14 protein-coding genes and 1 pseudogene are annotated in these 13,697 nt (G+C 68.2%); 3 read left to right on the forward strand and 12 right to left on the reverse strand.

Annotation, left to right across the window (positions count from 1 at the left end; all coding sequences use genetic code 11):
* Window positions 1-184 precede the first annotated feature (184 nt).
* Window positions 185-569 (forward strand): annotated as a pseudogene (locus AB8619_RS15820) (transposase); the annotation flags it as partial.
* A 96-nt stretch (window positions 570-665) separates the two neighbouring features.
* Here AB8619_RS15820 and AB8619_RS15825 read toward each other — a convergent pair.
* Window positions 666-1,436 (reverse strand): thrombospondin type 3 repeat-containing protein, encoded by a 771-nt coding sequence (locus AB8619_RS15825; protein WP_436793598.1) that lies wholly within the window; start codon window positions 1,434-1,436, stop codon window positions 666-668.
* A gap of 285 nt (window positions 1,437-1,721) precedes the next feature.
* Here AB8619_RS15825 and AB8619_RS15830 point away from each other — a divergent pair, with 285 nt between their 5' ends.
* Window positions 1,722-3,089 (forward strand): HNH endonuclease signature motif containing protein, encoded by a 1,368-nt coding sequence (locus tag AB8619_RS15830; protein WP_436793599.1) that lies wholly within the window; start codon window positions 1,722-1,724, stop codon window positions 3,087-3,089.
* A 69-nt stretch (window positions 3,090-3,158) separates the two neighbouring features.
* On the opposite strand, the gene AB8619_RS15835 is transcribed toward AB8619_RS15830, so the two are convergent.
* The 4 genes from AB8619_RS15835 to AB8619_RS15850 all read right to left on the reverse strand — a co-directional run bounded on the left by AB8619_RS15835 (window position 3,159) and on the right by AB8619_RS15850 (window position 7,844).
* A complete protein-coding gene (locus tag AB8619_RS15835) occupies window positions 3,159-3,614 on the reverse strand; it encodes an ABA4-like family protein (protein WP_436793600.1) in 456 nt (151 codons plus the stop codon).
* Between the two features lie 10 nt (window positions 3,615-3,624).
* A complete protein-coding gene (gene guaA / locus AB8619_RS15840) occupies window positions 3,625-5,169 on the reverse strand; it encodes a glutamine-hydrolyzing GMP synthase (RefSeq protein WP_436796397.1) in 1,545 nt (514 codons plus the stop codon).
* Window positions 5,170-5,201: 32 nt separating this feature from the next.
* A complete protein-coding gene (locus AB8619_RS15845) occupies window positions 5,202-6,359 on the reverse strand; it encodes a GuaB3 family IMP dehydrogenase-related protein (protein ID WP_436793601.1) in 1,158 nt (385 codons plus the stop codon).
* 69 nt (window positions 6,360-6,428) lie between these two features.
* On the reverse strand, window positions 6,429-7,844 hold the full coding sequence (locus AB8619_RS15850; protein ID WP_436793602.1) for a pyridoxal-dependent decarboxylase: 1,416 nt from the start codon (window positions 7,842-7,844) through the stop codon (window positions 6,429-6,431).
* A gap of 24 nt (window positions 7,845-7,868) precedes the next feature.
* Here AB8619_RS15850 and guaB point away from each other — a divergent pair, with 24 nt between their 5' ends.
* The gene (guaB, locus tag AB8619_RS15855; RefSeq protein WP_436793603.1) at window positions 7,869-9,401 is read left to right on the forward strand and encodes an IMP dehydrogenase; all 1,533 of its coding nucleotides are present in this window, start codon (window positions 7,869-7,871) and stop codon (window positions 9,399-9,401) included.
* A gap of 15 nt (window positions 9,402-9,416) precedes the next feature.
* Here the strand turns inward: guaB and AB8619_RS15860 are convergent, their stop codons facing one another.
* From AB8619_RS15860 to AB8619_RS15890, 7 genes are all read right to left on the reverse strand, one after another.
* The gene (locus AB8619_RS15860) at window positions 9,417-9,698 is read right to left on the reverse strand and encodes an Lrp/AsnC family transcriptional regulator (protein WP_436793604.1); all 282 of its coding nucleotides are present in this window, start codon (window positions 9,696-9,698) and stop codon (window positions 9,417-9,419) included.
* Window positions 9,695-10,378 carry an NUDIX hydrolase gene (locus AB8619_RS15865; protein WP_436793605.1) on the reverse strand — a complete coding sequence of 228 codons (684 nt, stop codon included), beginning with the start codon at window positions 10,376-10,378 and terminating at the stop codon, window positions 9,695-9,697. Before AB8619_RS15865 ends, AB8619_RS15860 begins: the two co-directional genes overlap by 4 nt.
* Complete coding sequence (locus AB8619_RS15870; RefSeq protein WP_436793606.1) at window positions 10,375-10,563, reverse strand: hypothetical protein; 189 nt, start codon at window positions 10,561-10,563, stop codon at window positions 10,375-10,377. Before AB8619_RS15870 ends, AB8619_RS15865 begins: the two co-directional genes overlap by 4 nt.
* 138 nt (window positions 10,564-10,701) lie before the next feature.
* On the reverse strand, window positions 10,702-12,360 hold the full coding sequence (gene groL / locus AB8619_RS15875) for a chaperonin GroEL (protein ID WP_436793607.1): 1,659 nt from the start codon (window positions 12,358-12,360) through the stop codon (window positions 10,702-10,704).
* Between the two features lie 14 nt (window positions 12,361-12,374).
* Window positions 12,375-12,665 carry a co-chaperone GroES gene (gene groES, locus AB8619_RS15880; protein WP_436793608.1) on the reverse strand — a complete coding sequence of 97 codons (291 nt, stop codon included), beginning with the start codon at window positions 12,663-12,665 and terminating at the stop codon, window positions 12,375-12,377.
* Between the two features lie 134 nt (window positions 12,666-12,799).
* A complete protein-coding gene (locus AB8619_RS15885) occupies window positions 12,800-13,195 on the reverse strand; it encodes an FHA domain-containing protein (protein ID WP_436793609.1) in 396 nt (131 codons plus the stop codon).
* Window positions 13,192-13,647 carry a hypothetical protein gene (locus AB8619_RS15890; protein ID WP_436793610.1) on the reverse strand — a complete coding sequence of 152 codons (456 nt, stop codon included), beginning with the start codon at window positions 13,645-13,647 and terminating at the stop codon, window positions 13,192-13,194. The genes AB8619_RS15885 and AB8619_RS15890 overlap by 4 nt, the downstream gene beginning before the upstream one ends.
* Window positions 13,648-13,697: the final 50 nt, after the last annotated feature.

The raw sequence follows: 13,697 nt of genomic DNA on the forward strand, positions 1-13,697 counted from the left end.
GTCGAGTTGACCCGGCCTCAGGGACCGGTCCGGTCGAGGCGATCCGCCAACTCCGAGTCGCACGAGCTGGGGCAATGAAGGCCCGCACGGCCGCGCCAGATCCACAGCCTCTGCGACACCGCCCCCGAGAGCATCCGGGCACAGCTGCGCGGCCTGTCGATCACCAAGCGAGTCGCGGTCACTGCACGCCGTCGGCTACGACACCGCGTCCCAGCTACTCATCACCGCCGGCGACAACGCCAACCGACTCGGGCAGCGAACGCAGCTTCGCGTCGCTCTGCGGCGTCTCACCCGTGCCCGCGTCAACCGGACGAACCACCGGCCGCTATCGCCTCAACCGCGGCGGCGACCGACAAGCGAACTCCGCGTTGTGGCGCATCGTGATCGTCCGCATGGGCACCCACCAACCGACCAAGGACTACGTCGCTCGACGCACGGCCGAAGGCATGCCCCGCCTCGAGATCATCCGCTGTCTCAAGCGTTACGTCGCCCGCCAGCTCTACCCGCTCATCACCGCTGTCGCCGAGGAACACCTGGCCCCACCGGACGAGCTCCAGGACGCTGCTTGACACAAGAGGCGCATCACTTCTCCTACGTGTCCCGGAAGAGAAGAGCGCCCGGCCATGTGGCCGGGCGCTCGGTTCATGACCGGATGGGTTCGGCGGTCAGCCGGTGAAGGTCGGCTGCGCACTGACGGGGGCTGCAGCGGTCGCTTGGCTGACGTCTCCAGTCGGCGGTGCGGTCGTGCTCGTTGTCGTCGTTGTCGTCGTGGTCGTCGTGGTGCCGTCGGGGGTGTCGTCACACACATCGCCGATACCGTCTTCGTCGGCGTCCGCCTGGTCTTGGTTGGCAACGGCGGGACAGTTGTCTTCCTCATCGGGCACCCCGTCTTCGTCCACGTCGGAAACCAACGTGTAGGAGAACACGGACTGCGAGCCTTCGACGTCGTAGTCGGGGCAGGTGTCGGTCGGGCCGTGCAGCCACGAAAGCGTGACCACTCCACCGGAAACGCCCGTCGTCAGCGCAATGTCCTGGCCACTCTCGTAGATGGCATCGGAAACCGTCGTCACCGAACCGATCTCGTCGGCGGTGATCAGCACAAGAGTGCTTCCGTAACAGTTCTGATCCTCGACCTCGACGGTGATCGTCTGGGCAGTCGGGTCGATGTCGACCAGCACGTTCCCGCCCCAGCCCGACGGGTTCTCGATCTCGTCGGCGATCGTGATCTCTGGTCCGGGACCGGCGGTGACGCCCGTGACTTCGAGTACTCGCGGACCGTCTGACTCCTCGCTGGGGGCGGGAAGGTCGTGTTCGACACGGATGTCGACCGGATCCGAGATGGCACCCGCATCGGGCATCCCGATCAGCAGCCCGGCGGCCAGTGCGAGCGCCACAACGGATACGAACGTCTTTCTCAAGTCTTGCCCCTTCAGCAACCAGAATCCCGATTGATCCCGCGAGTCGACGCACCTTAGCGGCCGGCCGGCAAGCGCTGCCGTGACCCATTCTGAGCGATCGGGCGCTTGTCTCACAGAGCCGCACGTACTGGCACCCCTCTGTCAATCGGCCTTCCAGCAACTGCGGTCGAGCGCTGAGCGCGCGACCTATCGCTCATCACTGGCGTCCAACACCCAGCCGGCTGGATCCGCGGCCGAACTCGAGCCGGGCTGAGGTCCCGGGGCCGGGAGTTCCTGTCAGACCCTCTTGGGAGAATGGGATGCATGACCGGTCCTTCCACCTACTCCCGTGACGCACATGCCGCGCAGCGGGCGCGTGCGGATCTGGATCGGGCGGCGGAGCTCGTTTCGTCCATGGAGTCGACTCGACGAGCGCTCATCGGGTCGCTCGCGGAGATGTGGCCCGACGCGGCGTGGATCGCCGCCGGCGTACGGTCCGCGAGGCAGTGGCTGACGACCTACACCGGCTTGTCGGCTCGGGAGGCGAAGCGTCTCGAACAGATCGCCGAACTCTGCTCGCGCCATTCGGGGCTGTGTGCTGCAGTCGTGGCCGGTGAGCTGTCCTTGGGTCGGGCCGAGACTCTCGCCCGAGCCGTCACCCCCGAACGTGCTCCGTGGATCGCCGGGATCGCCGACACGTTCATCCGCTTCGACGGCAGCGACGACGACTTCGACGCGGCGGTCCGCTACTGGCGTGAGCGTGTCGACGAACAGTTGGCGCCACGGCGCGTGCAACGCCAGACCGTCGTGTTCTCCAACCGGTTGTTCGGGGGCGGCGACATCCACTGCTCCCTGTTGCCGGTGACGTTCGAGAACGTGTGCGCCGCGATCGACGCGTTCACCCAGGACCCCGACCCCGCCGACGCCCCGTACCAGCGCACCCAGTCCGAACGCCGGGCCGACGGTCTCGACGACCTCTCCGTGTTCGGGCTCACCCACGACACCGACTCGTCAGAGGACGACCTCGAGGACGAACAGCTTCGGGCCGAGGACACCTTCGACGGCGGTTACCCCGGCGACACCCTCGACGAAGCGCTCGACCCCGCCAACGAAGACCTCGACGAGCTGGAACTGCTTCGAGCCAAGGCCCGCAAAGCCGACCAGCACCAACGCCGCCGGACCAGCCGGCTCGTCCGGCCTCGTTCTGGGGTGACCGTGAACGCGCACATCGACCTGCGCACCCTCGCCGGGACCCGCGACATCGACGATCTCGACGGCTTGGTGCTGCGGGGCGAGGGATGGAACCTCGCACGCTCCGCCGCCGAACAACTGCTCTGCGACTCGTCGCTCGTCGTCACCCTCTTCGACGGGAAGACCAAGATCCTCGACGCCAACGACGCCGCCGAACAATTCAACAAACGACAACGACGAGCCATCGCCGCCCGCGACCACCACTGCGTGTTCCCCGGCTGCACCCGAGTGCCGAAGCACTGCGACGTCCACCACCTCGAAGAACGCCACAACGGCGGGCCCACCGTCGTCTCCAACGGTTGTCTGTTGTGCCGCTTCCACCATCGCCTGTTGCACCAACACCATTGGACACTCCGCCAAGACGACGATGGGCGCTGGGTCGCCACCGACCCCCACGGCACCGAATGGAAAGGCAGACCCACGAACGTCGCGGCGGCCTGACCGCCCGACGACCCGATCAGACCTCTGATCGGGTCGCTGCCGCGCGCGGACCCGGGTTGAGCCTGGTGCTCACGACCCCGCGGGGCGTGACGCTGGCGACAACGATCGGCGCTGCAGACCGAACCAGCCGAGTCCTGCCGGACCTGCGATAAGCGTCAGGAACAGTGCGATCCGCGAGTTCCTACCCTCGTCGAGCGCGGTCCTCCAGATCCATCGTCCGACGAACAGGTCGAAGGCGAGGAAGTGCGTCCATCCGGTGAGGAAGCCGCTCGGCGAGCCGAGCGCCTCGCGGAGCGCCGCGACGTCCCCGAAGTCCATCTTCGCGTCCGAGGTCGCCACCGACATCCCGAGCTGCGCTGCGTACACGGCCGCCAATCCGGCGAGTAGACCGTCGGACCACCGCACGATCCGCGCCGTCACGCCGGAACGAGGCGCCACGATCATCGCCAGCCACACCGGCATCACGACCAGGTTGAGGCCCCGGAACAGCGACGCCTCGTTGAACTCGTCGACGACCGAGTTCACGAGGTGGTGCTCACTCCCACTCGATGGTGCCGGGCGGCTTCGACGTGATGTCGTAGGCCACCCGGTTGATGCCCGGTACCTCGTTGATGATTCGGGACGACATCTTCTCGAGCAGGTCGTAGGGCAGGCGGGCCCAGTCGGCGGTCATGGCGTCGTCGGAGGTGACGGCGCGGATGATGCACGGATAGCCGTAGGTCCGCTCGTCGCCCATCACGCCGACGGCGCGGATGTCGGGCAGCACGGCGAAGGCCTGCCAGATCTCGCGATCGAGACCGGCCTTGTGCAGTTCGGCCCGCACGATCGCGTCGGCTTCCTGGAGCAGCGCCACCTTGTCGGGGGTCACCTCGCCGATGATGCGCACGCCGAGGCCGGGGCCGGGGAACGGCTGACGCCAGACGATCTCCTCGGGCAGCCCGAGCTCCTCGCCGACGCGCCGGACCTCGTCCTTGAACAGGTCACGGAGCGGCTCGATGAGCTCGAAGTCCATGTCGTCGGGCAGACCGCCGACGTTGTGGTGCGACTTGATGGTGGCAGCCTTCGCGCCACCGCCCGATTCGACGATGTCGGGGTACAACGTCCCCTGGACGAGGAAGTCGGCGTCGGTCAGTCCGCCCTTGGCGTCCTCGAAGATGCGGATGAACAGCTCGCCGATGACCTTGCGCTTGGCCTCGGGTTCGGTGACCCCGGCGAGGGCCTCGAAGAACCGGTCGCCGGCACGGACGTGGATCAACTCGATGCCGAAGTTCCGCTTGAACGTCTCGACGACCTGGTCGCCTTCGTCCTTGCGCATGAGCCCGGTGTCGACGAACACGCAGGTCAGCTGTGAGCCGATCGCCTTGTGCACGAGCGCCGCGGCGACGGCGGAGTCGACGCCGCCGGAGAGACCGCAGATCGCTCGACCCGAGCCGACCTGGGCCTTGACGGCGGCCACCTCGGTCTCGATGACCGACGACATCGTCCAGTTGGGCCGGCATCCGCAGCCGTCGTAGAGGAAGCGCTTCAACAGTTCCTGGCCGTAGGGCGTGTGCACGACCTCGGGGTGGAACTGGACGCCGTAGATCCCGGCCTCGGGCTTCTCGAACACCGCGGCCGGGGTGTCGGGGGTGGCGCCGAGCACGCTGAAACCGTCGGGCGCCTTCGTGATGGTGTCGAAGTGGCTCATCCACACGACCTGTTCCTCGGGCGCATCGGCCCCGAAGAGGATGCCGTCGGCGGTCCGCTGCAGGTCGGCGCGGCCGTACTCGCCCCGGCCGGTCTTGGCGACCTCGCCGCCGAGGTCACGGGCGATCAGCTGGCCGCCGTAACAGATGCCCAGGATGGGCACGCCGGCGTCGTAGATGTCGGGGTCGACGTCGGGCGCTCCGTCGGCGTGGACCGAGGCCGGCCCACCCGAGAAGATCACGCCCTTGGGCTTGCGACGAGCGATCTCGGCCGCCGAGATGTCGTGCGGGACGATCTCGGAGTGCACGTGCGCCTCGCGGACACGCCGCGCGATCAGCTGTGCGTACTGGGCGCCGAAGTCGACGACGAGGACGGTGTCGAACTCGCTGCTCATGTCGGGTGCGTGGCGGGCGGCGGTCGAGTTGCTCACAGACCCGACTCCCCGGATCCCCTCGGGCCGGCAGGCGCAGGGACGATCATCATCTCGGCCTTCTGGAAGTCCTTGAGCGACTCGAAACCGCTGCTGGCCATCGCGGCCCGGAGCGAGCCCATGAGGTCGAGGCGGCCGTCGGACGAGTCGGACGGGCCGAGGAGCACCTCGCGCTGTGTCCCGCGCTGGGGCACACGCACACGAGCGGAGTGCGGGACGTCGGCCCGGGCGGCGACGGGCGCCCAGTGGGCGCCGTGACCGGGGGCGTCGGTGGCGCCGGCCAGCGGCGATCCCAACATGACGGCGTCCGCACCACAGGCGAGCGCCTTGGCGACGTCACCGCCGGTGTCCATGCCGCCGTCGGCGATCAGGTGCACGTAGACGCCGGTCTCGTCGAGGTGGCGCATCCGAGCGGCACGAGCATCGGCGATGGCGGTCGCCAGCGGGACGCCAACGCCGAAGGTGTCGGCTGTGGTCGCTCCGGTCGTGGTGCCCACGCCGACCAGGATCCCCGCCGCGCCGGTGCGCATCAGATGCAGGGCTGCCTGGTAGCTGGTGCACGAGCCGACGAGCACGGGGATGTCGAGCTGGCGGATGAAGGTCTTGAGGTTGAGCGGTTCGACCTGGTCGTCACCGACCTTGGTCACGTGTTCGGCCGACACGACTGTCGACCGGATCACCAGCAGGTCGAGCTCGGACTCGAGGACCTTCGGGAGCAGCTCCTCGATGCGGTGCGGGGTGACCGAACCGGCGGCGACGGCGCCGGACTCGCGGATGGCGTGGACCCGGGACACGATGAGGTCGGGGTCGACGGGCTGCTTGTAGATCTCCTGGAGACGGGCTGCCGCCACGTCGTCGTCGAGTTCGGCGATCTCGGCCAGCACCGGGGTGGGGTCGTCGTAGCGCGTCCAGAGGCCCTCGAGGTCGAGGACGGCGACGCCGCCCATCGCGTCGATCGCTCCGGCGTTGGCCGGGCTGACGACCGAGTCGCACGGGGCGGCCAGGACCGGCAGTTCGAAGCGGAAGCCCTGGAGCTCCCAGGACAGGTCGACGAGTTCGGGGTCGCGGGTCCGTCGGCTCGGGACGATGGTCAACTCGTCCAGCCCGAAGCCCCGGCGAGCCGTCTTTCCGAGTCCGATCTCGATCTCAGCCACGGTGTGCACCCTTCTTGGGGAAAGATGCGAGTGTAGTGAGGCCGGTCGTGGCCACCCGGAATCCGAGCGTCAGCCGGCGGTCTCGTCGAGGAGCGCCCACAACGCGTCGACCTCGTCCTCGGTCGTCCAGGTCTGCCCGACGCACACGCGGATCGCCGGACGACCGTCGAGAACGGTCGGGGTGACCAGCGCCCGACCCGACCTGTTGACCGCGTCGGCGAGGCCAGAGGTCCGGGCATCGGCATCGTCGCCGGTGAGACGGAAGCACACCAGGTTGAGTGCCGGCGGCGCGGCGAACTCGAAGCGGGGGTCGCCGAGGACCAGGTCGGCGACCTTTCGTCCGAGACGGACGTGTTCACGGATGTGCCGGGCCAATCCATCTGCGCCGTAGTGGCGCATGACGAGCCACGGCTTCAACGCCCGGAAGCGGCGCCCGAGCGGGATCTGCCAGTCGCGGAAGTCGACCACGGCCCCGGCGTCGCTCGCCTCGTTGCGCAGGTAGGCCGGGCTGATCGAGAGCGCATCGACGAGCGGACGGGCGTCGGCCAGCCACAGACAGGAACAGTCGAACGTGGTGAAGAGCCACTTGTGGGGGTTGAACGACCACGAGTCGACGACGTCGGCCCCGTCGGTGACCCACCGCAGTTCCTCGCACACGGCAGCCGAGCCGGCCATCGCCGCGTCGACGTGACACCAGACGTCCGCCTGACCGCAGATCCGAGCGATCTCGACGACCGGATCGATGCCCATCGACGACGTCGAACCGACGGTGGCGCAACACCAGAACGGGATCAGCCCGGCACGGCGGTCCGCGTCGATCGCCTCGGCGAGCGCGGCTGCGTCCATGCCGAACGCGGCATCGGTGGGGATCGACCGCACCTGCTCGTCCCCCAGGCCGGCCACCCGGGCACCCTTCACGATCGACGAGTGGGCCTGGTCTGACGCGTAGGCCCGCAGCTTCGACAGGTCACCACCCGGGGTCACCCGGTTGCGGGCGGCCAGGATCGTGCACAACGTCGACGACGACGCCGAGTCCTGGAGCACGCCACCGCCGGGCCCGTCGACGCCGTGGCGGAAGTGGTCGGGCAGCCCGAGCAACTGCACGAACCAGTCGAGCATCACCATCTCGACCTCGGTGCACGCCGGACTCGTCGACCAGTTCATCCCGTTGACACCGATGCCCGACGAGATGATGTCAGCCAGCACCCCGGGACCCGACGTGTTCGCCGGGAAGAACGCGAAGAACGACGGGTGCTGCCAGTTGGTGAGGCCTGGCACCACCACCTCTTCGAGGTCGGCCAACACCGCCTCGATGTCCTCGCCGACGGCGGGTGGCGCCGTCGGCAGGGCACCGATGGTGTCCCCCGGCCCCAGCGGCGACTGGACGGGGAGCGTTCCCACCCGTTCCCAGTACGACGCGACCCAGTCGACGTAGGCGTGGCCGAGGCGGCGGAACTCGTCTGGACTCATGTGGTCGCCGTTCATGGGATCGGACACTAGGCTTCCCACATGGAAGAGCCTTTTGCAGAGCACACGGCCGTCCATCCCCGATTCGCCAAGCTGGGCCTGACGTTCGATGACGTCCTGCTGGTCCCTGGTGAGTCGGACGTCCTGCCGCACGAGGTCGACACGTCGACGCAGCTGACGCCCAAGATCCGTCTCGCGATCCCGATCCTCTCCGCGGCGATGGACACGGTCACCGAGGCCAAGTTGGCCATCGCGCTCGCCCGCCACGGCGGCATGGGCATCATCCACCGGAACCTCTCGATCGAGGACCAGGCCGTCGAGGTCGACCGGGTGAAGCGATCGCAGTCCGGGATGATCGAAGATCCCGTCACCCTCACCGCCGACGCTCACGTGTACGACGCGCTCGACCTCATGGCCAAGTACAAGGTCTCGGGTGTCCCGATCGTCGACAACGCAGGGCACCTCGTCGGGTTGTTGACCAACCGCGACCTCCGCTTCGTCGACGACCATGACCAGCCGATCAGCGCCGTCATGCGCCAGCCGCCGCTCATCACCGGCAAGGTCGGCACCACGCTCGACGAGGCCAAGCAGATCCTGTGGCAGGGCCGCATCGAGAAGCTGCCCATCGTCGACGACGACAACAAGCTCTGTGGCCTGATCACGATCAAGGACATCACCAAGCGCGACGACTTCCCGTCAGCCACGCAGGACGAACGGGGCCGCCTCCGGGTCGGCGCCGCCGTCGGCGTCGGCCCCGACGTGCTCGACCGCTGTGACGCTCTCGTCGCTGCCGGCGTCGACGTCCTGGTCGTCGACACCGCCCACGGGCACAGCCGAGGTGTGCTCGACACGGTCAAGGAGGTCAAGTCCCGCTGGGACGTCGAGGTCGTGGCCGGGAACATCGCCACCGCCGACGCCGTCCGGGCGCTCGTGGCCAACGGGGCCGACGCGGTCAAGGCCGGGATCGGACCGGGCTCCATCTGCACCACCCGGGTCGTGGCCGGTGTGGGCGTTCCCCAGATCACCGCCATCGTCGACTGCGTCGAGGCGGCCTCCGAACTCGGCGTGACGGTCATCGCCGACGGCGGTGTCCAGCACACCGGCGACATCGCCAAGGCGCTGGCCGCCGGCGCCAACACCGTGATGCTCGGCTCGATGTTCGCCGGCGTCGACGAAGCTCCCGGCGAGGTCATCGTCCACCAGGGCGAGCGCTACAAGGAATATCGAGGCATGGGCTCGATGGGCGCCATGGGCGACCGCTCCTCCGCCGGCGACGAGTCCAAGAAGGCGCGGAGCTTCTCCAAGGACCGCTACTTCCAGGGCGAGGTCGACGACGTCGAGAAGCTCGTGCCCGAAGGCATCGAAGGCCGGGTTGCCTACAAGGGCTCCATCGCTCCCCTGCTCCACCAGTTCACCGGCGGACTCCGGGCGGCCATGGGTTACTGCGGCACACCGACCATCGACGATCTCCGGACCAAGGCGCAGTTCGTGCGCATCTCCGGCGCCGGGCTGCGCGAGTCGCACCCGCACGACATCACGATCACCAAGGAAGCGCCGAACTACCGGTCGAGCTGAACGCTCGGCCGTCGATCAGGTGGCGAAGTCGCCGTACGCGGCGTCGAGTTCGGCGCTCGAGTAGCGCCGGAAGGCGATCATCGTGGTGGTGTTGACCACACCGTCGAGCACGGCGATGCGCTCGGTGACCGTGGTGGCGATGGCTTCGTGGTCGGGCACGGAGATCGTGGCCACGAGGTCGACGTCGGAACCGGCGACCGAGTGTGCTTCGCGGACGCCCTCGATGTCGGCCAGTGCCGCTCCGAGGGTCGCGATCGCGTCCGAGCGAGCTTCGATCATGACGAAGGCGGTGATCATCGCGCCGACTCTAGGTCCGGATCGACGGCCGTGACCCGGGTCAACAGGTCGACGAGCATCGTGCCCGTCGCACCCCAGATCGTGTCGCCCACGAGCTCGAAGAAGTGGATCGTGCGCTCGAATCCCTCCCACGACCAACGTTCGGAGCGGTGGACCTCCGGGTCGAGCAGTTCGGCCAGGCGCACGTGGAGGATCGCATCGACCTCGTCGTCGTTGGCGGTGAGGTCCGGACGTCCGGGGAGGGCGCCCACGTAGGGAACGATGAAGCTCTGGCTGGTGACCGTGGACAGGTGGTCGAGCTCCCCGATCCGCTCGGGCACGTCGGGATCGAGGTCGATCTCCTCCATGGCCTCGCGCGTCGCCGTGTCCCAGAGGTCGACGTCGCCGGCGTCCCTGCGCCCCCCGGGGAAGCTCACCTCACCCGTGTGGGACCGGAGCTGCCACGAACGGCGGGTCAGCACGACCCAGACGTCGCCCGCCTCCTCGTACAGCGGCACGAGCACCGCTGATGCGGAGTGCGACGACGACTCGGCCGGTGAGGGCAGGGGCGCGGCGCTCTCGGCGAGCGCGGCACGGATCTCGGCCAGGGTCGGAGCCTTCGCTCCGGACCAGGGGGCCGGCGGTCCCGCGGTCGCGCCCGGCGGGCGCGGGATGTGTTGCGGACCGCCGCGGACGGTCAAGAGTCCAGCAGGTCGCCCACGGTCTGACCGGTGGCCACGTCGCCACCTTCGACCAGCGTCTCGAGGATCTGGCGCATGCCGCCGATCTTGAGTTGCTTCATCAGATCGCCGGGGCCGGTCTCACCGCGCTCCCACTCCATCCAGTGTTCGAGCAGCTTTTCGGGGTTGGGCGGGGGAAGCTCCATACGACCTGCAGGTTACCGGCGCGTCGGATCTACCCGCGATCCCGGTCGGAGAGAGTCGGTGTCCCCGTCCGAAAACGAGGAACGCCGGGCCTCTCGGCCCGGCGTTCGCTCAGATGTCTCGGGAAGAGACGGTTGGGCTCAGAAGCCCATACCGCCCATGCCGCCCATGCCACCCATGCCACCGCTGGGGTCACCCATCGGCATCGCAGGCTCGGCTTCGGGCTTGTCGGCCACGAGGCACTCGGTGGTGAGGACCATCGCCGCGATCGACGCTGCGTTCTGCAGCGCTGCACGGGTCACCTTGGCGGGGTCGATGACGCCGGCCTTGACCAGGTCCTCGAACTCGCCGGTGGCCGCGTTGAGGCCGATCGAGCCGGTCTCACGCTCGACCGCCTCCACCACGACGGCCCCTTCGAGGCCGGCGTTCTGGGCGATCTGGCGAGCCGGAGCGGCGAGTGCGTTGTAGACCGCACGGGCGCCGGTGGCCTCGTCGTCCGACTGCTTGCGACGGTTGATGACCTTCTCGACTGCGGGACGGGCCCGGAGCAGGGCGGTGCCGCCACCGGCGACCACGCCTTCCTCGATGGCCGCGCGGGTCGCCGAGAGAGCGTCCTCGATGCGGTGCTTCTTCTCCTTGAGCTCGACCTCGGTCGCAGCACCGACACGGACGACGGCGACGCCACCGCTGAGCTTGGCGAGGCGCTCCTGGAGCTTCTCGCGATCCCAGTCGGAGTCGGTCTCGTCGATCTCGCGCTTGATCTGCTCGACGCGACCGTCGACGTCCTCGGCCGAACCGCCACCCTCGACGACAGTGGTGTCGTCCTTGGTGATGATCACCTTGCGGGCGGTGCCCAGCAGGTCGAGGGTCGTGTTCTCGAGCTTGAGCCCGATCTCCTCGGCGATGACCTGGCCACCGGTGAGGACGGCCATGTCCTGGAGCATCGCCTTGCGGCGCTCACCGAAGCCGGGAGCCTTCACCGCAGCAGCGTTGAAGGTGCCGCGGATCTTGTTCACGACCAGGGTGGCGAGGGCTTCGCCCTCGACGTCCTCGGCGATGATGACGAGCGGCTTGCCCGACTGCATGACCTTCTCGAGGACCGGGAGCACGTCCTGGATCGTCGAGATCTTCGAACCGAAGAGCAGGATGTACGGATCCTCGAGGACCGCTTCCTGACGCTCGGGGTCGGTGACGAAGTAGGGCGAGAGGTAGCCCTTGTCGAACTGCATGCCCTCGGTGAACTCGAGGTCCATGCCGAAGGTGTTCGACTCCTCGACGGTGACGACACCGTCCTTGCCGACCTTGTCGATGGCGTCGGCGAGGACCTTGCCGATGCTCTCGTCGGCAGCCGAGATGGCGGCGACCTGAGCGATCTCGCTCTTGTCGTCGATCTCGTTGGACTGCTCGGCGATGGACTCGACCGCTGCGGCGACCGCAGCCTCGATGCCCTTCTTGAGGCCCATGGGCGACACGCCGGCGGCGACGTTGCGGAGGCCTTCCTTCACGAGCGCCTGGGCGAGCACGGTGGCGGTGGTGGTGCCGTCGCCAGCGATGTCGTTGGTCTTGGTCGCCACCTCCTTCACGAGCTGAGCGCCCATGTTCTCGAAGGGGTCTTCGAGCTCGACCTCACGGGCGATGGACACGCCATCGTTCGTGATGGTCGGCGCGCCGAACTTCTTCTCGAGGACGACGTTGCGACCCTTGGGGCCGATCGTCACCTTCACGGAGTCGGCCAGACGGTTCACGCCGGCCTCGAGTGCGCGGCGAGCCTCGTCGCCGAACTTGAGTTGCTTTGCCATTGGTGAATCAGTCCTTACTTGACGATGGCGAGTACGTCGCGGGCGTTGAGGATCAGGAGGTCCTCGCCTCCGGAAGCGATCTCGGTGCCGCCGTACTTGCTGTAGACGACCGTGTCGCCGACGGCGACGTCGACGGGAATGATCTCGCCGGTGGTGTCGGAGCGCTTGCCCGGGCCAACGGCCAGGACTTCACCCTGCTGGGGCTTTTCCTTCGCGGTGTCAGGAATGACCAGGCCGCTGGCCGTGGTCTCCTCGGACTCGCTCGGACGGACGACGAGGCGATCCTCGAGGGGCTGGAGATTCATCGCTGGCGCCTCCATGTATGACGCAATTAGCACTCGGATTGGACGAGTGCCAACGGTAGACAATGCCGCTGGCACTCGCAACCTCAGACTGCTAACTCTTCTCGCGGGAGTTTGCTCGCTGCGCTGCGCGCTCCCTAGGAGATCCGTTTCACGAGGACGGTTGCGCTCCCGAGACCGACGAGATCGCCGTCGTGGAGGGTGATCGCGCCGGCGATGGCGTTGCCGTTGAGCGTCGTCCCGTTGGACGATCCCTCGTCCTCGATCTCGAGATGCTCGCGGTCGCCGGCGAGTGTGGCGTGCCGACGAGAGACGGTCTCGTCCTCGATCGTCAGGTCGGCGTCGCGTGAGCGCCCGATGACGGCGGGCAGCGTCTCCACGGCCACGATCGCCCCACGGTCGGCTCCTCCGACCACGAGGAGCAGGGCGATCGGCAGCGCCGGGTCCCCGCCCAGGAACTCGTCGAGCCGGGTCTCGACCCGCGGGACCATGCCCGTCGGTTGCGATGGTGGTCCGGGATCGCTGGTGGTCATCGGTGCTCCTCGGGTGGCGACGCATCCACGATGCCGCGGGATCGCAGCCACGCCACCGCTCGTCGGGTCTCACGCTCCACGGTGAAGGCCGTCCAGGCGCCGGCGGCACGGCTCGTGGCCACGCGATCGCGAAAGCGTCGCAGGCCACCCTTCCCCCGGTAGGCGGCGTAGAGCTCGGCGATCGTGTCGTCGTCGACACCCAGGGCCTCGGCCACGGCGAAGAAGTCGTCGACGTCGCTGCGCGGCTGCGGTTCGCCCGGGATGAGGACGTGCACACCCTCGACCAGCGCCGGGAGGTCGGCGTCGTCGTCGACGCCGTAGTAGAGCGACGTGCCCGAGCGCGGGTCGAACCACCAGTCGCCGTCCGGATGCACGTCGTTGCGGGCCAGGATCAACGACTCGAGGTCGACGTCGTCGATGGCGAGGTTCCACGACACGGACGGAGTCTGCACGAACCCAACGGTAGGGCGTCGCACACAGCGAATCCGTCCACTACACAGGA

It is taken from the genome of Actinospongiicola halichondriae, assembly GCF_049103745.1.
Lineage (GTDB): Bacteria > Actinomycetota > Acidimicrobiia > Acidimicrobiales > Salinilacustritrichaceae > Salinilacustrithrix > Salinilacustrithrix halichondriae.